Consider the following 23,329-nt stretch of genomic DNA (forward strand, 5'->3'; position numbering starts at 1 on the left):
TCATGAGCCGCAAAGATTACGTCTTCACTTCCGAGTCCGTCTCGGAAGGTCACCCCGACAAGGTCTGCGACCGCATCTCGGATGCCGTCCTGGATGCCTTCCTGAAGGAAGAGCCCAACGCTCGTGTGGCCTGCGAGACCTTCGCCACCACGAACCGCGTGGTGGTCGGCGGCGAGGTCGGCCTGTCCTCGAAAGAGGCGACCAAGGCGATGATGGACCGCATCGACGGCATCGTGCGCGACTGCGTGCGCGACATCGGCTATGAGCAGAAGAAGTTCCACTGGGACAAGATCAGGGTTCACAACTACATCCACGAACAAAGCGCGCATATCGCGCAGGGCGTTGACCGCGATGGGGCGGGGGACCAGGGCATCATGTTCGGCTATGCGACGCTGGAGACGCCCGAGTACATGCCGGCGCCGATCCAGTATGCCCATGCCATCCTGCGCCGTCTGGCCGAGGCGCGGAAGTCGGGCGCGGAACCCACGCTCGGTCCGGATGCCAAAAGCCAGCTGACGCTGCGGTATGCGGACGGAAAGCCGGTCGAGGTCACTTCGATCGTGCTGTCCACCCAACATACTTCGAAGCGGCAGACCTCCAAGGTCATCCGCAAGATCGTGGAGCCCTATATCCGCGAAGTGCTGCCCGAGGGCTGGATCACGAAGAAGACCGAATGGCATGTGAACCCGACCGGGACCTTCGTGATCGGGGGGCCGGATGGCGATGCAGGCCTGACGGGCCGCAAGATCATCGTCGATACCTACGGCGGCGCGGCGCCGCATGGGGGCGGGGCGTTCTCGGGCAAGGACCCGACCAAGGTGGACCGCTCGGCCGCCTATGCCGCGCGGTATCTGGCAAAGAACGTCGTGGCGGCGGGACTTGCCGATCGCTGCACCTTGCAGGTGAGCTATGCCATCGGCGTGGCGAAGCCCCTGTCGATCTATGTCGATACCCACGGAACCGGCCAGGTCGAGGCCGCGCGGATCGAGAGGGCCGTGGCCGAGGTCATGGACCTGACCCCGCGCGGCATCCGCACGCATCTGGAGCTGAACCGGCCGATCTACCAGCGCACCGCGGCCTACGGCCATTTCGGCCGGGCCCCCGAGGCGGATGGCGGGTTCAGCTGGGAACGCACCGACCTGGTCGAGGCGCTGAAGAAGGCCGTCTGACCGGGGGAGCCGTCCTTGTGGCATCGAGCCACGCGGACGGCGTCGCCAGTTCCGGCTCCGGTCGCGCTTGACCCTTGGCGCCCGCTCTGCTTGAAGGCCCCGGATCAAACCGGGGCCTTTCTCATGTCGGACGCGGGCGAACACCGCAATTTCTATGGCCGCATCCACGGCAAGACGCTCCGGGCGCAGCAGAAGGCGGACCTGGAGACCGGACTTGCCGCGCTTTCGTTGCGGGGCGTGACGCGGGCGGAGAACCCGGACCGTGCGACGCTGGACCTGGGCTTCGCCGGGGGGCGGCCCTTGTGGCTGGAGGTCGGCTTCGGCGGGGGCGAACACCTGGTCCACATGGCCGGGAAGAACCCGGGGATCTTCCTGATCGGCTGCGAGCCGTTCGTGAACGGCGTGGCGATGCTTCTGGGCAAGCTGCGCGACGGCCGGATCGGGAATGTGGCGATTCACCCCGGCGACGTGCGCGACCTTTTCGACGTGCTGCCGGACGGGTGCCTGGAGAAGGTCTTCCTCAACTATCCCGATCCCTGGCCGAAGGCACGCCACCACCGCCGACGCTTCGTGACGCCGGGCTACCTCAAACCGCTTGCCCGCGTTTGCACGCCGGGGGCCGAGTTTCGCGTGGCGACCGATATTCCCGACTATGTCCGTCAGACGCTGGAGGAAGTGCCGCCGGCAGGCTTCGCCCTGATCAGCGAGGCGGGCCCTGGCGAGGCCTGGGACGATTGGCTCTCCACCCGCTATGAACAGAAGGCGCTGCGCGAAGGGCGGCGCCCGCATTACCTGACCTTCCGCCGGTCCGGCTGACGGACTGAGTATTTGGAAAGGGGCAAGACATGCCGATTTGCCCATTCCCAAATACTCCCCCCGGAGGGTCCGCCATCGGCCCGGCGCGCGCCGCTTCCGGTGATGGACCCCGGCTGCCGCTTGCGCTATCAGGCGTGCCGGAATGCAAGGGAGACCCAGATGTCCGGCCACGGCGAAGCGCAACCGATGAAATCCCGCAAGTCGGGGCCCTTGCAGGGTGTGGCCGAGGTGCCGGGCGACAAGTCGATCAGCCACCGGAGCCTGATCTTCGGGGCGATGGCGGTAGGCGAGACGAAGATCTCGGGCCTGCTGGAAGGTCAGGACGTGCTGGACACGGCCAAGGCGATGCGCGCCTTCGGGGCGACGGTCACGCGGCACGGGCAGGGTATCTGGACGGTGAATGGCGTCGGGGTCGGCGGCTTTCGCGAGCCCGAGGACGTGATCGACTGCGGCAACTCGGGCACCGGGGTGCGGCTGATCATGGGCACCATGGCGACCACGCCGATCACGGCGACCTTCACCGGGGACGCCAGCTTGCGCAAGCGGCCGATGGGCCGGGTGACCGATCCGCTGAGCCTGTTCGGCGCGCGCGCCTACGGGCGGCAGGGCGGGCGGCTGCCGATGACCGTCGTCGGCGCGGCGAATCCGGTGCCGGTGCGCTATGCCCTGCCGGTGGCAAGCGCGCAGGTGAAGTCGGCGGTGCTGCTGGCTGGCCTCAACGCCCCCGGCGAGACGGTGGTGATCGAACGTGAACCCACGCGGGACCACTCCGAGCGGATGCTGGTGGGCTTCGGGGCGAAGTTGCGGGTCGAGAAGACCGCCGAGGGCCAGGTCATCACCCTGACTGGCCAACCCGAGCTGCGCCCGCAGAGCGTGGCCGTGCCGCGCGACCCCTCCAGCGCCGCCTTCCCGGTCTGTGCCGCGCTGATCGTCGAGGGGTCCGACATCCTGGTGCCCGGCGTCAGCCAGAACGCGACCCGGAACGGCCTTTACCTGACCCTTGTCGAGATGGGCGCCGACATCGCGTTCCAGAACCCGCGGGAAGAGGGCGGCGAGCCGGTGGCGGACCTGCGGGTGCGGTTCTCGGGCGACATGAAAGGGATCGAGGTTCCGCCCGAGCGCGCGCCCTCGATGATCGACGAATATCCGGTGCTGTCCGTCGTCGCGGCCTATGCGACCGGCCGGACGGTGATGCGGGGCGTCAAGGAGCTGCGCGTCAAGGAAAGCGACCGGATCGACGCGATGGCCCGGGGGCTCGAGGCCTGCGGGGTCCGGGTCGAAGAGGACGAGGACACGCTGATCGTCCATGGCATGGGGCCGGGCGGGGTGCCGGGCGGGGCGACCTGCGCCACCCATATCGACCACCGGATCGCGATGTCCTTCCTCGTCTGCGGCCTGGCCGCGAAGGCCCCGGTCGCGGTGGACGATGGCTCGCCCATCCAGACCTCCTTCCCGGTCTTCGAGGAGCTGATGCGCGGTCTTGGGGCAGAGATCGAGCGCGGCTGACCTCGGCCGCGCCGCCGCTTGTCCACGGTGGACAATCCGAGATTTGCCATGAATGACAAGGGCTTGGCGATTCTCGTTAGGGTGGTGTCAACCATGTCCTGAACCGCCCTCCCGGACCGCGGCTGCGGCGGTCCGGGTGCATTCGGTCGTCAGAACACATCCACGAGATGGAGGATGATGATGATCGGGATCGGGATGCCGATCAGCCAGGCCAGAACGCCTTTCATGGGAAATCTCCGTCGGTTGCTCTGGCCGGGCAACGCAGCGCGGCGGGCTGCGGTTCCCTTGTCCCGCGCTTCAGCAGGGCGCGTCGGGGGCCGGTGAGCGGAACTGCCGTTCGATCCGCGCGGTGAGGTCGGGGCGGGAGAGGAAGAGCATGTGCCCCTCTTCTGGCAGCACGCAGAGCCGCGCGCCCAGCCGGTCGGCCAGGCGCCCGACCGCCCCGAGCGGGAACACCGGGTCGCGGTCGCCGTGGTAGAAGGTGATCGCGGCGCGGCTCTCCAGTGCCGCGCGCGAGGGGCTCCAGAACAGCAGGCTTGCCGATTGCGCGCGGCCGCGCCCCTCGCCCGGGGTGGTCAGGCGGCCGCGCATCGCTTCTTCCAGCCGGCGGGCGAGCGCGCGCTTTTCGGGCGACTGCCGCCAGCCGCTGCCGAGGTAGAGCGTCTTGAAATATTCCTCCCAGATCCGGTCGCGGTCGAGCGACCCGATGGCGAGCGCCCCGCCCGCGACCTGCGCCGCTCCGCGCATGAGGGCGAGGGCCGCGCCGGGGAAGGGCGTGGCGCTTGAGACGGCGACGATGCGCACCCTCTCGCTGCGGTCGATGCGGCCGGCGGCCTCGATGGCGATCACGGCGCCGGTGGAATAGCCGAGGAGCTGGATCCGCGCCTGCGGGTGGCGGTTGGCGAGATCGGCCACCCAGCCCGCCGCGCGGTCGATGTCGAGCGCGGGGCGCAGGGGTTCGCCCTGCATGCCGGGCAGGCGGTATTCGACGACGAGGTGGTCGGGCCCGGCCCAGTCGCGCGCCGGGCCGAAGACGCGCGAGGTGGTCAGGGCGCCCGGCAGAAGGACGGTGACGGTGGCGGGGCCGGCGCGGGTCTCGGCCGCGACGGGGTAGAGGGGGGCACGGGCAGGCGGGGGCGCGGCGGCGCAGGCGGCTAGGAGGAACGCGACCAGCGCCCCCATCGCCGACCGGGCGCGGGGCGGGCGGGTCAGAACGGCCATCGGTCCTGGGCGAAGGCCGAGATCGCGGCGGTGATCCGGGCAAAGCTTTCGGCGGCGCGGGGGACGGAGTGCCGGGCGCGCAGGTAGCCGTGGACGAGGCCCGCTTCGGTGATCGCCTGCGCGCGGCCCCCGGCGGCCCGGATCTTGGCGGCATAGGCGGGGGCGTCGTCGGCCAGGGGGTCGCATTCTGCGGCGATGGCGAACGTTGGCGGCAGGCCGGTGAAGTCGGTGTCCTGGAGCGGGCTGACGGTCGGGTCGCCTTCCGGCGCGGGGCCGTCGTGGCGGATGTCCTTGTAGAAAAGGACGTCGTCGCGGGACAGCATGGGCGCCTGGGCATGGGTGAGGTAGCTGCCTTTTGAGAGGTCTCCGCCGAGGCCGGGGTAGATCAGGACCTGTCCCTTGATCTGCGGTTGCCCCCGAAGCGCATGGACCGCGGCGGCGGCGAGGTTGGCGCCGGCGCTGTCGCCGACGAGGATCAGGGGGCCTTGCTGGGCGAGGGCGCGGGCGACGGCGCAGGCGTCGTCGAAGGCAGCGGGGTGCTTGTGTTCCGGGGAGAGGCGGTAGTCGGCCGAGACGACGGTCAGGCCGGTGGCGGCGCGGATGTCGGCGCAGACCCCGTCGTGGGAGTGGAGGCCGCCCACCACGTAGCCGCCGCCGTGGAGGTAGAGGACGGTCGGTTCCTTGCCCGGATAGATGCGGCAGGGGACGCCGGCGATGGGCGCGTCATGGGAGGTCACGCCGGGCGGGTAGGGGGTGTCGAAGGCCGCGCACATGCCGTCGTAGATCGCCCGCTGCTCGGCGATGGAGAGGGTGGCGGTGTTCTCGGGGTAGGAGGCGCTGGTCTTTTCGATGAAGGCCCAGGTGGGGGCGTCGATGAGGGTCTGGTAGTCGGTCTGGGTCATGGTGCGGGGCGGCCTCCGGTTCGCAGGGGAGTGTAGGGGGGAGGCCGTGGACATGGGAAGGGGGGCCGGAGCCCCCCTTGCGTGGTCGTGAAGTCGGGTTGGGCAGGTCGGGGCAGGCGCCCCGATCTCCGGCCATGACTTCAGTATGGCAGAGCGAACTCCGGTTTGGACGCGTCCAGAGAACCGGCTTCGCAGACATGCCATTCCATGTCCGCTTCGATCTGCCCGTCTTTCCCGTAGCAGTAGCCGCGTCGGGACAAGAGCCAGGAAGCATAATCACGCGCGCCGCAGGCCATCCAGGTATCGGTGCTGTCGCCTGGACCTCCGCGACAGTTGGCATCGAGGACTTCCATGTCCTGCAGCAGTCGGATCGTCTCGGCGTCCTGACCTGACGCAGGCAAGGCCAGGCCGAGCGCAAGCGCAGCAAGAATGATTTTCGGGCCTGAGGACATCACCTCGCAAACCGCTTGTACTTCACCCGCTTCGGCTCCAGCGCATCCGGACCCAACCGGCGGACCTTGTCTTCCTCGTAGGCCTGGAAGTTGCCCTCGAACCATTCCACATGGGCATCGCCCTCGAAGGCGAGGATGTGGGTGCAGAGCCGGTCGAGGAAGAAGCGGTCGTGGCTGATGATGATCGCGCAGCCGGCGAAGTCTTCGATGGCGGCCTCCAGGGCCTGGAGCGTTTCCACGTCCAGGTCGTTGGTCGGTTCGTCGAGCAGGAGCACGTTGCCGCCGGATTTCAGCAGCTTGGCCATGTGGACGCGGTTGCGCTCACCGCCGGAGAGGAGACCGACCTTCTTCTGCTGGTCCGTGCCCTTGAAGTTGAACGCGCCCGTGTAGACGCGGGAGTTCATCTGCATGTCGCCGAGGTGGATGACCTCGGCCCCGCCGGAGATTTCCTCCCAGACGTTCTTTTCCGGGTCGAGCGCATCGCGCGACTGGTCGACGTAGGCGAGTTTCACCGTCTCTCCGAGCTTGATTGTGCCGGCGTCGGGCTTTTCCTGGCCGGTGATCATGCGGAAGAGCGTGGACTTGCCCGCACCGTTCGGGCCGATGACGCCGACGATGGCGCCGGGGGGGACGGTGAAGCTGAGGTCCTCGATCAGGAGCTTGTCGCCCATGGCCTTGCGCAGGCCCTCGACCTCGATGACCTTGTTGCCCAGGCGTTCGCCGTTCGGGATGATGATCTGCGCGGTGGAGGCGCGTTCGAGGACGGTCTGGCTGGCCAGCTCGTTGTAGCGCTGGATCCGGGCCTTCTGCTTGGCCTGGCGCGCCTTGGCGCCCGAGCGGATCCATTCCAGTTCCTTTTCCAGCGCCTTCTGGCGCGACTTGTCCTCGCGCGCTTCCTGCGCCATCCGCTTGGCCTTCTGGTCGAGCCAGGAGGAATAGTTGCCTTCGTAGGGGATGCCGCGGCCGCGGTCGAGTTCCAGGATCCAGCCGGTGATGTCGTCGAGGAAATAGCGGTCGTGGGTGACGATCAGGATCGTGCCCTTGTAGTCGATCAGGTGCTTCTGCAACCAGGCGATCGACTCGGCGTCGAGGTGGTTGGTCGGTTCGTCGAGGAGCAGCATGTCCGGCTTTTCGAGCAGCAGCCGGCAGAGCGCCACGCGGCGGCGTTCCCCGCCGGACAGCGTGGTCACGTCGGCATCGTCGGGCGGGCAGCGCAGCGCGTCCATCGCGACGCCCACGGTCGCCTCGAGCTCCCACAGGTTCTCGGCGTCGATCTGGTCCTGAAGCGCCGCCATCTCGTCGGCGGTTTCGTCCGAGTAGTTGACGGCCAGTTCGTTGTAGCGGTCGAGGATCGCCTGCTTGTCGGCCACGCCCAGCATGACGTTGCCCTTGACGTCGAGCGTCGGGTCAAGTTGCGGTTCCTGCGGCAGGTAACCGACCCGGACGCCCTTGGCGGCCCAGGCCTCGCCCTTGAAGTCCTTGTCGATGCCGGCCATGATCTTCAACAGCGTGGATTTCCCCGCGCCGTTCACGCCGACGACACCGATCTTTACCCCCGGCAGGAAGTTGAGATTGATGTTCTCGAAGCACTTCTTGCCCCCGGGATAGGTCTTGGAGACGTTCTCCATGTGATAGACGTACTGGTAGCTGGCCATGGCGTAGGTTCCTGAGATCTGGGGTTGGCGCGTATGTAGCGGCGAAGGCCGCAGGCTGCAACGGCTGGCGGGCTTGTGCGGGACCAAGGGTTCGGGTTTTCTGGCCGCGCAGGGGGAGAGGCCGATGCGCGCGGGATTTCCGGTGGCGACCCGGGGGATGGTCGTGGGGCTCTTGGGCGGGTCGTTCGACCCGGCGCACGAGGGTCATGTCCATATCACCCGCGAGGCGCTGAAGCGGCTGGGGCTGGATCAGGTCTGGTGGCTGGTGACGCCGGCCAATCCGCTGAAGGCACGGCAACCGGCGCCGCTGGCCGAAAGGCTGGCGCGGGCGAAGGCGGTGATGCGGCATCCGAAGGTGAGGATCACCGCGCTGGAAGAGGCGCTGGGCACAAGGGCGACGGCGGACACGATCGACCGGCTGCGGGCGATCTATCCGGGGGTGACCTTCGTCTGGCTTATGGGGGCGGACAACCTGGTTCAGTTCCACAAGTGGGGCCGCTGGCGCGACATACTGCGGGCGGTGCCGGTGGGGGTGCTGGCGCGGCCGGGGTCGGGGGTGCAGGCGCGGCTGTCGGTGGCGGCGCGGGCCTTCCGGGTGAACCAGGTCGACCGCGGCGAGACGCTGCGCGGCCGCAGGGCGCCGGTCTGGGCCTTCGTCAACCTGCCGATGAACGATGCCTCCTCGACCGAGATCCGGGCGCGGGGCGGCTGGCGGTCGGGGCGCTGAGCGGCGGCTCCTCGTGCGCCTTCGGCTTCTCGTCGCGGGGGCCTGCGACGACGCGGCGGAGGCGCGGTCAGAGCGTCTTGCCGAGCCAGGTATCGGCCGGCGCGCCGGTGTAGGGGGCGATGTCGGTCCATCCCGTCTGGCGGTAGAGCGCGATCGCCTCGGCCAGCGCGGAGTTGGTGTCGAGTTTCAGCGCGGTGAGACCCATGGCGCGCGCCTCGTCCTCGATGGCGGTCATCAGGCGGCGAGCGAGGCCCTGGCCCCGCGCCGAGGCATCCACCCAGAGCCGCTTGACCTCGGCCGTCGCCGCATCGATGGGGCGCAGCGAGACGCAGCCGACGGGCAGGTCGTCCGACCAGGCGACGAGGCAGCGGCCGTGCGGGGGACGGTAGCTGTCGGCGCCGGGGTCGGGGACGGGGAAGAGTTCGGGACGCGCGCCGGGCACGCGGGCGCAGAGTTCGTCGATATAGCCGCGCCAGCAGGACAGCATCTCGGGGCTGTCCGGGTCGGCGGGGCGGATTTCGAGCTGGTCGCGGTTCAGGAGCGTGGCGATCAGGTCCATCGCCGCGACGAGTTCCCCCGCCCGCGCCCCGGCGCGCGCGATCAGCCGCGCGGCCCGGGCATGGCCGATGGCATCGTAGGCCGCGACCTCGGCCTCGCCCGCGGCGGTCAGCCGGGCGATGCGGCGGCGGCGGTCGTCGGGATCGGGGCCGGTCTCGATCAGGCCCTCGCGTTCGAGGCTGCGCAGGAAGCGGCTCATCAGGCCCGAATCCAGCCCCAGCCGGTCCCGGATCAGCGCGACATCGGCGCCTTCGGGGCGCACCATGACCAGAACGCGCACCGCGCCGAGCGGCCGGCCCCGACCGAGGAAGGAGGTGTCCAGCGCCCCGGCCTCGCGGGTCACGGCGCGGTTGAAGCGGCGGAGGCGGGCGACGGCGTCCAGCATGATGACAGACCTTGGTCAGCTATTTTGACTGACTATAGTCAGACAATCGTCTCACGCAAGCGGGATGAGCGGGGGCGCAGGCCGGACTGGCGGAATCGCCCGGGATGGCGCTATCACCGGGAAAACCGGAGGTGATGGGGTGATATCACGGCGGATGATGCTGGCCGGACTGCTGGCGGGCGCGGCCTTGCCGGCGATGGCAGAGGTGATGGACACATCGCCCCGCCCCAAGGCGCGCGGTGGCAGGGCGGCTGCGGCGGGCGGGCAGCCGGCGCAAGGGCCGGTCGATGCCGAGACGCTGATCGACGCCGCCAAGCTGGGAGGATCGGTAGCCTTCGTGGTCATGGACGCGGCGACCGGCAAGGTCTTGCAGGCGCGCGAGCCGGACCTTCCGCTGCCGCCGGCGAGCGTCGCCAAGGCGGTGACCGCGCTATACGCGCTGGACCGGCTGGGGTCCGGCCATCGCTTTGCCACCCGGGTCCTGGCCACCGGGCCGGTGCAGGGCGGCATGGTGCAGGGCGATATCGTGCTGGCGGGCGGCGGCGATCCGACGTTGCAGACCGACCAGCTGGGCGATCTGGTGGCGCGCCTGGCCAAGGTCGGATTGAAGGGTGCGACGGGGCGGTTCCTCTACTGGGACGGCGCGCTGCCCCGGCTGCGCGGCATCGCCGAGGACCAGCCCGACCATGTCGGCTACAACGCGGCGATCTCGGGCCTGTGCCTGAACTTCAACCGGGTCCATTTCGAATGGAAGCGCGAGGGCAGCGACTGGCGCGTGGCGGTCGATGCGCGGGGCGAGCGGTTCCTGCCGCCGGTCGGGCGGGTGCGGGTCGCGATCGCCCAGCGCGAAGCGCCGCTGTTCACCTATGCGCCGGGACAGGTGGAGGAATGGACGGTGGCCGCGGCCGCGCTGGGCAAGGGGGGCAGCCGCTGGCTGCCGGTGCGCGACCCCGGCGCCTATGTGGCAGAAGTGTTCCGCACGCTGGCCCGCGCCCAGGGCATCCGGCTTGAGCCGGGCGAGCGGGCGGCGGCGCTGCCGGCGGGCCGTGAGCTGGGGCGGGTGGAAAGCGAGCCGCTGCCGGTGGTGCTGCGCGACATGCTGAAGTTTTCCACCAACCTGACGGCGGAATGCGTGGGGCTGACGGCCTCGGGGCTGACGACGCTGGAGGCCTCGGCCCGGGCGATGTCGGACTGGGTCGGTGCGGCTTTCGGGGTGCAGGTCGATCTGCACGACCATTCCGGGCTTGGCGGGCGGTCGCGGGTGACGGCACGGGCGATGGCGACGATCCTGCAAAGGGCCGAGGCGGGCCGGCGCGGGCTGAAGCCGATCCTGCGCGACATCGGGATGAGGGACGACGCGGGCAAGGAGATCAAGGGCCACAAGGTGAAGGTGCTGGCCAAGTCGGGGACGCTGAACTTCGTCTCGGGCCTGGCGGGCCATGTGGTGCCGCCGGCGGGCGGGCGCGAGCTGATATTCGCGATCTTCTCGGGCGACCCGGCCCGGCGCGACGCGGTGCCGGTCGCCTTGCGCGAAGGCCCGGACGGTGCGGCCGCCTGGACCAAGCGCGCGCGGCGCCTGCAAGGCCAGCTGATCAGCCGCTGGGCCGCGACCTACTCCTGACCCGGCAGCGCGGTGTCAATGGGCGGCCGCCCGGCCCCGACCAGGGCGCGAGGCATATTGCGGCAGCCATTGCGCCTGGGCGGCCAGCATCTCGTCCACCATGGCCCAGACTTCGGCCGGGGTGCAGACCGCGCCGACCAGCGGATCGTGCAGGACGGCGAGCTTCAGGAGGTCCACGTCGCCCGTGACCGCGGCCCGGACCGCCATCCGCTGCACGTCCACCGAGGCCTGGCAGGTCGCGGCGCAGGCGAGGGGAAGGGTGACGCCCTCGACCATGTTGATCCCGAAACGGTCCACCCAGCCGGGGCTTTCGACGATGCAGTCGGCGGGCAGGTTGGTGATCGTGCCGCCGTTCCTGACGTTGAAATGCCCGCGATAGGGGCGGCCGGTTTCAAGCGCCTCGAGGATGTGGGAGGCGTGTTCGTCGGTGCGCTTCCACTCCGAGAGGGGTCTTTCGGCCTCTTTCAGCATGGTGGGGTATTCGGTTTCGAACCAGTTGCGGCTTTCGCGGGTGTGGCGGAGATAGCCGCCGGTTTCGCCGTGGATCCAGTCGTCGGTGGAAATCCAGTCCGGGATCTCTTCGCGCCGCTTGCGATACCAGGGAAGGTATTCCGACAGGTGGCCGTTCGATTCGGTGGAGTAGAAGCCGAAACGGCGCAGCACGTCGATGCGCACCTTTTCCTGGCGGGAGAAGAGCGGATGGGCCTCGAAGGCCGCAAGAAGCTCGTCACGGCCGATCTTCCGGCCCTTGTGGCGGATGTCGATGTACCAGGTCTGGTGGTTGATGCCGGAACAGACGATGTCCACCTCGTCCATCGGCACGCCGAGCGCGGCGGCGATCTGGCGGTGGCCGTTCTGGACGCCGTGGCAGAGGCCCACGGTGTTCACCCCGCCGTGTTCGATGGCCGCCCAGGTCATCATCGCCATCGGGTTGGCGTAGTTGAGAAGCAGGTGGTCCGGGGGGCAGACCTCGCGGATGTCGCGGCAGAAGTCGAGCATCGCGGCGATGCCCCTTTGGCCATACATGATGCCGCCCGCGCAGATCGTGTCGCCGACGCATTGGTCCACGCCGTATTTCAGCGGGATCGAGATGTCGGTCTCGAAGGCCTCGACCCCGCCGATGCGGACCGTGTTCATGATGTATTTCGCGCCTTCCAGCGCGCGGCGGCGGTCGGTGGTGGCGGTGATCCGGGTCTTCAGGCCCGAAACCTCGACCGTGCGGCGCAGGATGCGGGCGATCATGTCGAGGTTCTGCGGGCTGATGTCGGTCAGCGCGATCTCGATCCCTTCGAATTCGGGCACGGACAGGATGTCGGCGCAGAGCTTGCGGGTGAACCCGACGCTGCCCGCGCCGATGATGGCAAGTTTGAACGGCATGGTGGAGCCTCCCTTTCATCAGAAAGGCTAGGCTTCGGGGCGGGCGGGGTGTAGGGAAAACTTGTGCCAAAGCGGGTAATTTCATGCTGTCCAGCCTTCTGGCCCATGGCCATGACATCCGCAGTCTTGCCGCGCGCGGCACGTATCCGGCGCTGGGCATCCTGGCCGAGGCGGCGGGCTACGAGCAGCGGCGCAACGAGCTTTACAGCTGGGACGGGATGAAGCGGGGAAGCGCGCCTTTCCTGGTGATCCAGCACACGATCCTGGGCGAGGGACGGCTGGACTTCGCCGGGGTGCGGCATCGGCTGGGTCCGGGGCAGACCATGCTGGTGACGATGCCGCACGCGCACCGCTACTGGCTGGAGCGGGGCGGGCAGTGGGAGTATTTCTGGCTCATCCTGTCGGGGCGCGAGGCGCTGCGGCTGGCGCGGGAGGTGCTGGCCGCAGCGGGGCCGGTGCTGAAGCCGGGGCCGGAGGGGGCCGAGCGGCTGGCCGGGGCCTGTCACGCGCTGCTGACCCGGTCGCTGACGCCGGCGCAGGCCTCGGTCCTGGGCCACGAGGCGCTGGCGGTGCTGTATGACGCGGCCTTTGCCGGAGCCGAACCGCGCCCGGCGCTGGCGCCGGAGTTGGCGCGGGTGCTGGCCCATGTCGAGGCGAACCTTGCGGGCGACCTGCGGGTGGAGGCGCTGGCAAGGGTCGCGGGCCTGAGCCGGGCGCATTTCGTGCGCCGCTTTGCCGCCGAGGTCGGCCTGCCGCCTTCGGCGCATGTGCTGGCGCGGCGGATGGACCGGGTGGAGCGGCTCCTGACGGCCTCGGAGATGAAGGTGGCCGAGATTGCCCGGGCCACGGGCTTTGCCGAGGCGAACTATCTGGCCAAGGCCTTCCGGCGGCACCGGGGGCTGTCGCCGATGGCGTTCCGCGCCTTGCGCGACGAGGCGGTCTGAGGTGCTCACTGGGGGCCTGCGGCGTCGCGCCTTCGGCTTCGCGTCGGATGGCGCGGAGCGCCGGAGGCTGCGACGAACGGTTCAGGAGGATGCGCGCAGCGATTGCAGCCAGGCGCGGTGCGGCAGGGCCAGCGATGCGGCGCGGCGGTATTCGGCGACCAGTGCCGCATGGGTCTTGCGGGCATGGTCGCGCGCCCTGGGGTCGGCAGCCATCTCGGCCCGCGCGGCGTCGCGGTTCAGCAGGCCGAGGCCGTCCAGGACGGGCACGTAGAGCTGTTCCTGCACATGGGCGAGGCCCAGATGTTCCAGGCCCGGCGGAAAGCGGGGGAAGTCGTCGCGGGTGGGGGTCTTCTTCTGCCACAGCGCCAGCCGGTCGGTGACGAAGTCGGGGTGGCTGGCGGTGATGTCGCGCCAGAAGGCGCTGTCGCGGCGTTCGGTGACATAGTGCAGCCGCACGAAATCGCGGAAATCGTCCACCTGCCGGGCGAAGGCGGTGTTGTAGCGGTCGCGGCCCTCGGGCGTGCCCAGCCATTCGCCGAACATGATGAGCTGCACCACGGTGCCGTGGATCGAAGTCGCCTCCAGGGGTTCGAGGAAGCTGGAGGCCAGCCCCATCGCCAGGCAGTTGCCGATCCACGGCCGCTCCATCCGACCCGCGTCGATGCGGATGTCGCCGCGCGGTTCGACCTCGTGCCCCAGCGCCGCCTCGATCTCGCGCTTTGCCTCGTCCGGCGAGATGTGGCGGTCGGAATAGACATAGCCCGCGCCGATCCGGTCCTGCGTGGGGATGCCCCACATCCAGCCGTTCTTCTGCGCCCAGGCGAGCGTGCAGGGCGTGATCTCCTCGCCGTCCTTGAGGTCGATCCAGAACGGGAGCGCGCGGTTGATCGGCAGCACGTCGCTGTAGCTGATCCAGCGGGGGCCGAGTTCCGAGATCAGCCGGCGGCGGAAGCCGGAGCAGTCGAGGAAGAAGTCGCCATCGACCCGCTGGCCGCTTTCAAGCGTCAGCGCCCTGATCCCGTCGTCGCCAAGTTCGACGCCCGTCACCCGATCGTCGATCAGCGCGATTCCCCTGGCCTTCCTGCGCAGCCACTGGCCGACCAGCGCCTGGTCGAAGTGGAAGGCGTAGTGGAAGGGGCCGACCGGAACCGGGCGGCCGTCCTTCAGCGCGTAGGGGCCCTTGTTGCCGTCCAGCAGATGCTGGAACAGATGCGCCTCGGCCACCGGGCGGCCGGCAGCGATGGCATAACGGTCGAGCTGCGCGCCACCCGCCACCAGATGCGGGTCGTCGATCGGCCCGTCGTAGGTGTAGCCCACCCGCCGCCAGTCCTTGTGCCGGATGCCGAGCTTGATCGTGGCGCCGGTCTCGCGCAGGAATTCGGTCTCGTCCAGGTCGAAGTGGCGCAGCATCTGGCGGAAGACGGCGGTCGAGCCCTCGCCGACGCCGATGACGCCGATCTTCGAGGACTCGATCACCGTGACCCTGGTGGCATGCCCGCGCCGTTTCGCCAGGTCGGTCAGCATCATGGCGGAAAGCCACCCCGCCGTGCCGCCGCCGACGATGACGATATGCGCGGGCCACATGCGCCTTAGCCCGCCTTGCGCACGGGCACCCGCGCCCAGTCGGGCAGCCAGTCGCCGTGGGCCTCCAGAAGCTCGGTCGTCAGCTGCCAGATCTGGTCGAGGTCCAGTTCCGCCCCGGTGTGCGGGTCGAGCATGGCGGCGTGGTAGATGTGGTCGGGGTTTTCGGTCAGCAGCGCCTGGACGGTCAGGTCCTGGACGTTGATGTTGGTCCGCATCAGCGCGATGAGTTGCGGCGGGATGTCGTGGACCACGGTCGGTTGCAGGCCCGAGGCATCGACCAGCACCGGCACCTCGACCGCGCAGCCTTCGGGCAGTTGCGGGATGTAGCCGCGGTTGCCGATGTTGCCGTAGATCACCGAAGGTTCGCCCGTCACCACCGAGTTCACGATCTCGGACGCATATTCGTGGCTTTCCTTCACCTCGACGGTGTTGGCGTTCTTCAGCGCCTCGGCCTCCTTCTTCCAGCGCGCGATCTGTTCGACGCAGCGCTTGGGGTATTCGTCCAGCGGGATGCCGAATTTCTCGATCAGGTCCGGGCGGTCGCGCTTGATGAACCAGGGCGTGTATTCGGCGAAGTGTTCCGAGGACTCGGTGACGAAATAGCCAAGCCGCGTCAGCATCTCGTAGCGGACCCTGTTCGGGCAGCGCGGGTTCCAGTGCGAGGGCTTGGGGAAGCGCCCCTCGCGGTAGCCCCTGACGAGGTCGGGGTAGAGGTTGCGGTAGCTGCCGTCCGGCTGGCGGTGTTCGAAGGTCAGGAAGAAGGCCATGTGGTTGATGCCGCCCGCGCGGTAGCGGATCTCTTCCACGGGAATGTCGAGGTCGCGGGCCAGTTCCCAGGCCGTGCCCTGCACGGAATGGCAGAGGCCGACCTGCCGGATCTTGGGGTATTTCGCGGCGATGGCCCAGGTGTTGATCGCCATGGGGTTGACGTATTGCAGCATGATCGCGTTCGGGGCGACCTCAGCCATGTCCTCGCAGATCGACCAGAGGTGCGGGACGGTGCGCAGGCCGCGCATGATGCCGCCGATGCCCAGCGTGTCGGCGATGGTCTGGCGCAGGCCGAACTTCTTCGGCACCTCGAAATCGGTGATGGTGCAGGGGTCGTAGCCGCCGATCTGGAAGCAGACGACGACGAAATCCGCCCCGTCCAGCGCGCGGCGCTGGTTGGTGTAGGTCTTGACCGTCGCGGTCCCGCCCAGGGTCTGGGCCATCTTGCCGACGATGATCTCGGATTCCTCCAGCCGCTCGGGATTGATGTCCATCAGGCGGATTTCCGCGTTGGCGAGCGCCGGGCGCGAGAGGATGTCGCCGGCGATGTTCTTGGTGAACACGGTCGATCCGGCGCCGATGAAGGTGATGACGGGGGTGGGCATGATGCTCCTCTAGGCTGCGATTTCGAAGGCCGCCTTGACGAGGCGGCGGGTGTAGTCGGTCGTGGGGTTCTCGAGCACCGCGTCAACGGGGCCCTGTTCGACGATGCGGCCGTGCTGCATGACGATGACCCGGTGGCAGAGCGCGCGGACGACCTTGAGGTCGTGGCTGATGAAGAGATAGCTCAGCCCCTTGTCGCGCTGCAGCTTGCGCAAGAGTTCGATGATCTGGGCCTGGACGGACAGGTCGAGCGCCGAGGTCGGTTCGTCCAGGAGGATGAACTCGGGTTCCAGCGCGATGGCGCGGGCGATGGCGAGGCGCTGGCGCTGGCCGCCGGAAAACTCGTGCGGAAAGCGCGACAGGATCGTGTCGGGCAGGCCCGCGTCGCGCAGCGCCTGCCTGACGCGCGCCTCGCGGTCGGCCCGGCCCTGGCCGATGCCGTTGACGATCAGGCCCTCCTCGATGATCTGGCGGACCGACATGCGCGGGTTGAGGCTGGCGAAGGGATCCTGGAAGACGATCTGCATCCGCTGGCGGTAGGGCTTCATGCCGCGCCGGTCCAGCCCGTCGATGCGGTGGCCGAGGAAATCGACCTCGCCCTCGGTCAGATTGTTCAGCCGCAGCAGCGCCTGGCCGAAGGTGGTCTTGCCCGAGCCGCTTTCGCCGACCAGCCCCAGCGTTTCGCCGCGCTTCAGCGCCAGCGACAGACCGTCCACGGCTTGCAGCTTAGACCAGGTGCCCCGGAAGGCGCCGCCCTTGCGCAAGTTGTAGGTGACGCGGATGTTGCGGCCCTCCAGCACGGTTTCCTCGCCCACCTGCGCCGGGTCGGCCCGGCCCCTGGGCTCCGAGCCGAGCAGGCGGCGGGTATAGGGGTGCCGGGGGCTGGTGAAGATGGTTTCGGTCGGCCCGGCCTCGCGCACCACCCCATGCTGCATGACATGGACATGGTCGGCGAACTGGCGGACCACGGTCAGGTCATGGGTGATGAGGATTACGGCGAGGCCGGTCCGGTCCTTCAGGTTCTTGATGAGGTTCAGGATTTCCGCCTGAACGGTCACGTCCAGCGCGGTCGTCGGTTCGTCGGCGATCAGCACGTCGGGGTTGTTCGCCAGCGCCATGGCGATCATCACCCGCTGGCGCTGGCCGCCCGAAAGCTGGTGCGGATACTGGTTCAGCCGCGCCTCGGGATCGGGGATCTGCACGTCCTTCAAGAGCGCGAGCGCCCGGTCCTTCGCCTCGGCCTTCGACATCCGGTTGTGGATGCGCAGGACCTCGGCGATCTGGGTGCCGATGGTATAGACCGGGTTCAGGGAGGACATCGGCTCCTGGAAGATCATCGACAGCCGGTTGCCCCGAAGGGCGCGCATCTCGGCCGGCGAGAGCCGCGCCATGTCGCGCCCGGCATAGAGGATCTCGGTCTGCGGGCTGACGATGGCGCGCTTGGACAGAAGCCGCATGATCGCCCGGGCGGTCACCGACTTGCCGCTGCCGCTCTCGCCCACCAGCGCGATGGTCTGGCCCCTGCGCAGGGTGAAGGAGACATCCCTGACGGCCTCGATCGTGCCGCCGTCCACCTTGAAGCTGACCCCGATGTTGCGGGCGTCGATGACGATGTCGTCGGTCATGGCGTCCTCCTCAATAGGGGTCGATGGCATCGCGCAGCCCGTCGCCCAGCGCGTTGAAGGCGAAGACGGCCATGAGGATGAAGCCCACCGGGGACAGGATCCAGGGATAGGAGCCGATGACCGAGAAGGTCGAGGCGTCCTGAAGCATCAGCCCCCAGGAGATCAGCGGCGGCTTCACGGCAAAGCCGAGGTAGCCGAGGAAGGACTCCAGAAGGACGATGGCGGGGATGCCGAGCGTGATGGAGACGATCACATGGCTCATCACGTTGGGCAGGATGTGGCGCGTGACGATGCGCGCGTCCGAGGCGCCCACCGCCTGTGCCGCGCGGACATAGTCCACCCGCGCCATGGCCATGGTCTTGGACCGGACCTCGCGCGACAGCTGCGCCCAGCCGAGGCCGGCGATGACCAGGATCACGAAGGTGATGAACAGGGACGAAGGCGCGGTCACGGGGATCAGGGTGGTGAGCGTCAGGTAGAGCGGCAGTTGCGGGAAGGCGAGGACGATCTCCACGAAACGCTGGAACCACAGGTCGAAGCGCCCGCCGACATAGCCCGAGACGATGCCCAGAAGCGTGCCGGCGATGGTGATGAGCGTGATCGAGGTCAGCGCGATGATCAGCGTGATCCGGCTGCCGATGATCCCGCGCGACAGGATGTCCCGCCCCAGCTTGTCGGTCCCCAAGAGCCGCAGCGGCGTGCCGTCGGAGAGGCCGATGAAATGCGTGTTCATCGGGATCAGGCCGAGGAAACGGTAGTCCCAGCCGTCCACGAAGAAGGCCAGCGGGCGGGGATTGTCGAGATCCGGCCCCATCAGCGGCTGGAAGGTGATCGGGTCCAGCTCGTCGCTTTCGGTGATGGCATAGACCACCGGCCAGGGGGTGAAGCCCTCTTTCGTGAAGAAGCTGATCCGGTCCGGCGGCGCGAAGGAGGCGCCGTTGGCGTTGGGGTTCTGGGGGGCGAAGAACTCGGCGAAGATCGAGATCAGGAAGAGGAGCGAGACCAGCACCAGACCCAGCATCCCCGGCACCGACTTGCGGAACCGACGCCAGACCAGCGCCCGATAGCTTTGCGAGGCGGTCGAGACCGTGGAGAGCCTGGCATCGGCCTCTTCGCCGTCATGGATCGCGGTCATGCGTTGCCTCCCACCCGGATGCGCGGGTCGAGCAGGGCCAGCAGGAGGTCGGCGATGATGTTGCCGATGATGAGCGTGGCGCCGAGCACCAGCAGCAGCGTCGCGGTGACATAGACATCGCCGATGGCCATGGAGCCGACGATGGCCGGGCCGATGGTGGCCAGGCCGAAGACGATGGCGACCTCGATCTCGCCGGTCAGCATGTAGGGCAGGACGACGCCCTGGTAGGCGACCAGCGGGTGCAGCGCGTTCGGCACCGCGTGGCGCATGATGACCGCGCCTTCGCCGAGGCCCTTGGCGCGGGCGGTTTCGATGTACTGGGCGTTCAGCGTGTCAAGAAGGTTCGCCCGCATCACCCGCATGTTGTAGGCCAGCCCCCCGAAGGCCGCCACCGCGATCACCGGCCAGATGTGCTGGATCAGGTTCCAGAGCTTGGCCCAGTTGAAGTCGAGAAAGCCCAGCCAGTAGGGCTGCCCGCCGTAGCGCGAGGAATAGAACGAGCCGATTTCCTGCACGTTCAGCTGGAAGACGAGGATGTAGAGGATGATGAGCGCAAGAAGGAAGCGCGGGATCGTCATACCCATGAAGCTGACGAAGGACAGGACGGTATCGATCCAGGTGTATTGCCGGGTCGCGGCCAGGATGCCGAAGCCGATGCCGATGAAGGTGGCCAGGAGGTGGCAGGTCAGCGCGATGGCGATGGTCGGCGGCAGGCGCTGGGCGAGGATCTCGGCCACGGGCTTGTTGTAGGCGTAGGACTGGCCGAAGTCGCCGCGGCTGACGATGCCCCAGATCCAGCGGACATATTGCACGACCAGGGGATCGTTCAGGCCATGCGTCTCGCGATAGCGGTTGGCGGCCTCGGTCGCGGCCTCGGGCGAGGCGCCGCCCTGCACGATCATGTTGGTGCGGATGAAGTCGCCATAGTCGCCCGGCGGGGCCTGGATGATCAGGAAGGTGATGAAGCTCATCACGATCAGGACCGGCACCGATTGCATCAGGCGGACGCCAAGAAAGCCCAGCATCGCGGGTCTCCTGTCCATGGGTGAGATGGGAGAGGGCGCCCGGGGGCGGCGGTCGTCTGCCGCCCCCGGGCCTCGGGAGGATCCCGTCAGTTCGCCGCGACCGGCCCGGCCGAGCCGGGCGCGCCGGGCAGGGTCTGCGGATGCAGTTCGGCGCCGATCTGCTTGTCCGTGGGCACATACACCCGTTCGCGGATGATGTTGTCCTCGGCCCAGTTGTACATGAAGATCGGAGCCCCCGCCGGGATGTTGGCGAAACGCTTGTTGATTATGAGCGCGCCGGGATAGGCGGTCAGACCTACGGCGGCGACGTTTTCGGTGAAGACCTTCTGCCAGGTCTTCATCGCCTCGACCTTGGCCGCCGGATCGCGGGTGCCGGTGAAGGCCTTGATCGCGGCGACGAGCTCTTCCTCGTAGGGCAGGAGGTCCATCTCGCCGGCCCCGTTCGCCCGGTGCCAGACCGCCGTCATCGGACCCATAGGGGCAAGCCGGTCGGTGCCCTGGACGACCGAGACGAATTCCTGGTCGTTGCGCCGCAGCAGCCAGTCCCAGGCCCCGGCGTCGCGGGCATTGTCGTAGTCTTTGCCTGTCAGGCTGTTCAGCGTGACCTTGACGCCCACGTCCGCCATCATCGCGACCACGCCCTCGGCGAGGTTCTTGTCGGTGGCATAGTCGGCGTTAACCAGAAGCGTGACGTTCAGGTCCCCGCCGCCGGGCAGGTTGACCGCGCCGTTTCCGTCGGTGTCGGTCAGCCCCGAGGCTTCGAGAGCCATCCTCGCGCTTGCCTGATCGAAGGGGTAGAACACCGTCGAGCCGGCGTCATAGTAGCTGGTCGAGGTGAGGAGCCCCCCGGCATAGGGCGCGGTGAACGGGCCCTTGACCAGGCTGTCGCCCAGCCGCTGGCGGTCCAGCGCATAGGTCACGGCCTTGCGGAAATCGAGGTTCCGGTTCAGCTCGCGCACCGCCTGACCCCGGGCATCGGGCTCGCCCCAGCCGTTGGCCGACTGGTTGAAGAACAGCTGATAGCCGATGGACCGCGGCCCGAAGGCCAGACGCGCGGGACTGGCCGGATCGGCGGCCTTCTTCAGGCTTTCGACATAGTTTTCCGGCTGTTCCAGGTTCGAGAAATCGCCCGTCCCCGCCACGGCCTGCACGTCGCGGTCGCCCCAGGTGGAAAGCCGGTAGTGCATCTCGTCGAGGTAGGGGAGCTGCTGGCCGGTCTCGTCCACCTTCCAGTAATAGGGATTGCGGCGCATCACCACGATGTCGTCGGGGCGGTGTTCCACCACGGTCCAGGCGCCCATGGTCGGGAAGTTCATGTAGTTCGACGGGAAGGCGTTCAGGAAGGCCTCATAGCTTTCGCCGCCATACTTGGGGTGCTTGGGTTTCAGAAGGTGCGCCGGGCCGGGGCAGAAGTTGCCGTAGGCCATGGCGTAGAGCACCTGTTCGGGGAAGGGATCCGCGAAGCTGAGGGTGAAGGTGTAGGGGTCCACCACCGCGAAGGTCGCATTGTCGTAGGTCGCGGGGCTCGCGCCCATCAGGGGTGTGACGTTCTCGTCCATCACCACGTCGTTCCAGTAGAACTCGATGTCCTCGACGTCGAAGGGGTCGCCGTCCGACCATTTCGCGCCCTCGATCAGGTGGACGGTCAGCGTCTTGCCGTCCTCGGACCATTCCCAGCTTTTCGCCAGGTTCGGCAGCGGTTGCAGGTCGTCGGCGTTGACGGTGAACAGGGGGCCGGTGCGCGTCAGGCATTCCACCAGGCCAATGTCGATGCCGCCCCAGCCGTAGCTTTGCCCGGCCCAGAAGTTCCAGCCCTCGGGCCGCCCGCCGATCACATGGCGCATCACGTCGCCATAGACGCCGGGCCCGTCGGGCATGTTGGCGGTCTTGTAGACCAGCGGTTCCTTCGGCAGGCGTTCGGCTACCGGCGGCAGCTTGCCAGCCTCGACGAAGGCCGTGACCCAGGCCGGTTCGGAATAGGCCGGCAGGGCCTTGAACTCGAAGATGTCCGCGCGGTTGACGAAGACCGGCTCGGTCTGCGCCTCGAACTTCGGAGCCTCCGGCGGTGCGGTCGGCGCGGCCATCTCGGCCTGCACCGCAGCAGCGGACACCCCCATGAGCAGCGCCGCCAATGCGGCGCGCCGGCTATGGATCGTCATGATACCTCCCTTGACCTGTGGCTGTTCCCGGTCATCCGGCTTTGCAGTCCTTGCCGGGCGGGACTCCGTCCTTCCCGGTCCGGCAGGCAAAGCTTGCGGAAAGCGGCGGGGTGCAGCAATGTCAGTTCGTCAGAAACTTTTCCGGTTTTCTAAGATCGGCCGAGACCATGGACGGCGACCGCAGCACGGCACTCAGACGGCGCAACCCGACTCCGGTCCCGAACCACGAGCGGCATTTCTACGCGCGCAACCGCGCCTTCGGCCGGTTCGGCATCCGCATCTTCGAGCCGCAGCTGATGCCGATGCCGCACTGGCACGGCCACGTCGAGATGAACTTCGCGACCGGCGTGCGGATGACCTACGACTTCGACGGCAGCCGCCTGACCGTGCCCGAAGGCCGGCTGGTGCTGTTCTGGGCCGGGGTTCCGCACCAGCTGACCGGGCTGGAGCCGGTGGGCGAGGGGCCGATGCGGCTGGCCAACATCTACCTGCCGCTCGACAGCTTCCTGCAGATGCGCCACATCATGACCCTGCAGGCGGCGCTGATCGGCCGGGGGATGGTCGCCCTGCCGGACACGCTGTGCGACGCCGGTCTGGTGCAGCGCTGGTATGCCGACTACCGATCCGGCGATTTCGAGCGCGCCGAGATCGTCAAGATGGAGCTGAACGCGCTGTTCCGCCGCGCGCCTGTCGCCGGGTTCGACTTCCTGCGCGACCCCCTGCACGAGATCGGCAGCGACCGTTCGCTGAGCACCGCGCATGTCCGGCATGTGATCGCGATGGTGCGGCATGTGCTCGAGAATCTGGAAAAACCGCTGCTGAACGCAGAGGTCACAGCCGTCACTGGCCTGCACGAGAACTATGCGCTGGCGTTGTTTTCCCGAACCATGAAGGTGCCCCTGAAGCAGTTCATCAACCGGATGCGGCTGATGCGGGCGCGGGCGCTCTTGGTCGAAAGCTCGACCGCCATATCCGAAGTCGCCGAACAGAGCGGCTTCAGTTCACTGACCCAGTTCTACGCCCGGTTCCGGGCCGGCTACGGGATATCGCCCGCCGCGCTGCGCCAGCACTACGTCCGCATGGACCTGCGATAGCCT

General features: G+C 68.2%; 19 protein-coding genes. 7 read left to right on the plus strand and 12 right to left on the minus strand.

Annotated features, from left to right (window positions below):
• Nucleotides 1-2 precede the first annotated feature (2 nt).
• The 3 genes from metK to aroA all read left to right on the plus strand — a co-directional run bounded on the left by metK (nt 3) and on the right by aroA (nt 3,491).
• Nucleotides 3-1,169 carry a methionine adenosyltransferase gene (metK, locus tag FL625_RS06775; RefSeq protein WP_149587886.1) on the plus strand — a complete coding sequence of 389 codons (1,167 nt, stop codon included), beginning with the start codon at nt 3-5 and terminating at the stop codon, nt 1,167-1,169.
• Nucleotides 1,170-1,292: 123 nt separating this feature from the next.
• Entirely contained in the window at nt 1,293-1,985 is a 693-nt protein-coding gene (trmB, locus tag FL625_RS06780) for a tRNA (guanine(46)-N(7))-methyltransferase TrmB (protein WP_149587887.1), read from the plus strand.
• A 159-nt stretch (nt 1,986-2,144) separates the two neighbouring features.
• Entirely contained in the window at nt 2,145-3,491 is a 1,347-nt protein-coding gene (aroA, locus tag FL625_RS06785; RefSeq protein WP_149587888.1) for a 3-phosphoshikimate 1-carboxyvinyltransferase, read from the plus strand.
• Nucleotides 3,492-3,788: 297 nt separating this feature from the next.
• Here the strand turns inward: aroA and FL625_RS06790 are convergent, their stop codons facing one another.
• The 4 genes from FL625_RS06790 to ettA form a co-directional block, all read right to left on the minus strand.
• A complete protein-coding gene (locus FL625_RS06790) occupies nt 3,789-4,712 on the minus strand; it encodes an alpha/beta fold hydrolase (protein ID WP_149587889.1) in 924 nt (307 codons plus the stop codon).
• Complete coding sequence (locus FL625_RS06795; RefSeq protein ID WP_149587890.1) at nt 4,700-5,614, minus strand: alpha/beta hydrolase; 915 nt, start codon at nt 5,612-5,614, stop codon at nt 4,700-4,702. The genes FL625_RS06790 and FL625_RS06795 overlap by 13 nt, the downstream gene beginning before the upstream one ends.
• 140 nt (nt 5,615-5,754) lie before the next feature.
• Nucleotides 5,755-6,066, minus strand: coding sequence for a hypothetical protein (locus FL625_RS06800; protein WP_149587891.1), 312 nt, complete (start codon nt 6,064-6,066; stop codon nt 5,755-5,757).
• On the minus strand, nt 6,066-7,721 hold the full coding sequence (gene ettA / locus FL625_RS06805) for an energy-dependent translational throttle protein EttA (protein WP_149587892.1): 1,656 nt from the start codon (nt 7,719-7,721) through the stop codon (nt 6,066-6,068). The genes FL625_RS06800 and ettA overlap by 1 nt, the downstream gene beginning before the upstream one ends.
• Before the next feature lie 124 nt (nt 7,722-7,845).
• Here ettA and FL625_RS06810 point away from each other — a divergent pair, with 124 nt between their 5' ends.
• The gene (locus FL625_RS06810) at nt 7,846-8,448 is read left to right on the plus strand and encodes a nicotinate-nucleotide adenylyltransferase (RefSeq protein WP_149587893.1); all 603 of its coding nucleotides are present in this window, start codon (nt 7,846-7,848) and stop codon (nt 8,446-8,448) included.
• Between the two features lie 67 nt (nt 8,449-8,515).
• On the opposite strand, the gene FL625_RS06815 is transcribed toward FL625_RS06810, so the two are convergent.
• Nucleotides 8,516-9,391: a bifunctional helix-turn-helix transcriptional regulator/GNAT family N-acetyltransferase gene (locus tag FL625_RS06815; protein WP_149587894.1), complete on the minus strand. Its 876-nt coding sequence runs from the start codon at nt 9,389-9,391 to the stop codon at nt 8,516-8,518.
• A 139-nt stretch (nt 9,392-9,530) separates the two neighbouring features.
• On the opposite strand from FL625_RS06815, the gene dacB reads away from it, so the two are divergent.
• On the plus strand, nt 9,531-11,012 hold the full coding sequence (dacB, locus tag FL625_RS06820; RefSeq protein WP_235019343.1) for a D-alanyl-D-alanine carboxypeptidase/D-alanyl-D-alanine endopeptidase: 1,482 nt from the start codon (nt 9,531-9,533) through the stop codon (nt 11,010-11,012).
• 15 nt (nt 11,013-11,027) lie between these two features.
• On the opposite strand, the gene FL625_RS06825 is transcribed toward dacB, so the two are convergent.
• Complete coding sequence (locus FL625_RS06825) at nt 11,028-12,389, minus strand: alpha-glucosidase/alpha-galactosidase (protein WP_149587896.1); 1,362 nt, start codon at nt 12,387-12,389, stop codon at nt 11,028-11,030.
• 83 nt (nt 12,390-12,472) lie between these two features.
• Between FL625_RS06825 and FL625_RS06830 the strand changes: the two genes are divergently transcribed.
• Complete coding sequence (locus FL625_RS06830) at nt 12,473-13,333, plus strand: AraC family transcriptional regulator (protein ID WP_149587897.1); 861 nt, start codon at nt 12,473-12,475, stop codon at nt 13,331-13,333.
• 81 nt (nt 13,334-13,414) lie between these two features.
• Here FL625_RS06830 and FL625_RS06835 read toward each other — a convergent pair whose 3' ends face one another.
• From FL625_RS06835 to FL625_RS06860, 6 genes are all read right to left on the minus strand, one after another.
• Nucleotides 13,415-14,917 (minus strand): tryptophan halogenase family protein, encoded by a 1,503-nt coding sequence (locus FL625_RS06835; protein WP_149587898.1) that lies wholly within the window; start codon nt 14,915-14,917, stop codon nt 13,415-13,417.
• Nucleotides 14,918-14,922: 5 nt separating this feature from the next.
• Nucleotides 14,923-16,290 (minus strand): alpha-glucosidase/alpha-galactosidase, encoded by a 1,368-nt coding sequence (locus FL625_RS06840; protein ID WP_290426956.1) that lies wholly within the window; start codon nt 16,288-16,290, stop codon nt 14,923-14,925.
• A gap of 9 nt (nt 16,291-16,299) precedes the next feature.
• Entirely contained in the window at nt 16,300-17,913 is a 1,614-nt protein-coding gene (locus tag FL625_RS06845) for an ABC transporter ATP-binding protein (protein ID WP_200833897.1), read from the minus strand.
• Nucleotides 17,914-17,923: 10 nt separating this feature from the next.
• Entirely contained in the window at nt 17,924-19,048 is a 1,125-nt protein-coding gene (locus tag FL625_RS06850; RefSeq protein ID WP_149587901.1) for an ABC transporter permease, read from the minus strand.
• Nucleotides 19,045-20,073 carry an ABC transporter permease gene (locus FL625_RS06855; protein WP_149587902.1) on the minus strand — a complete coding sequence of 343 codons (1,029 nt, stop codon included), beginning with the start codon at nt 20,071-20,073 and terminating at the stop codon, nt 19,045-19,047. The genes FL625_RS06850 and FL625_RS06855 overlap by 4 nt, the downstream gene beginning before the upstream one ends.
• A gap of 86 nt (nt 20,074-20,159) precedes the next feature.
• Nucleotides 20,160-22,232, minus strand: coding sequence for an ABC transporter substrate-binding protein (locus tag FL625_RS06860; RefSeq protein WP_149587903.1), 2,073 nt, complete (start codon nt 22,230-22,232; stop codon nt 20,160-20,162).
• Nucleotides 22,233-22,399: 167 nt separating this feature from the next.
• Between FL625_RS06860 and FL625_RS06865 the strand changes: the two genes are divergently transcribed.
• Nucleotides 22,400-23,326, plus strand: a complete 927-nt coding sequence (locus tag FL625_RS06865; protein ID WP_149587904.1) for a helix-turn-helix domain-containing protein — start codon at nt 22,400-22,402, stop codon at nt 23,324-23,326.
• The last annotated feature ends 3 nt before the right edge of the window (nt 23,327-23,329 follow it).

The sequence above is a fragment of the Tabrizicola flagellatus genome (assembly GCF_008271465.1).
Lineage (GTDB): Bacteria > Pseudomonadota > Alphaproteobacteria > Rhodobacterales > Rhodobacteraceae > Tabrizicola > Tabrizicola flagellata.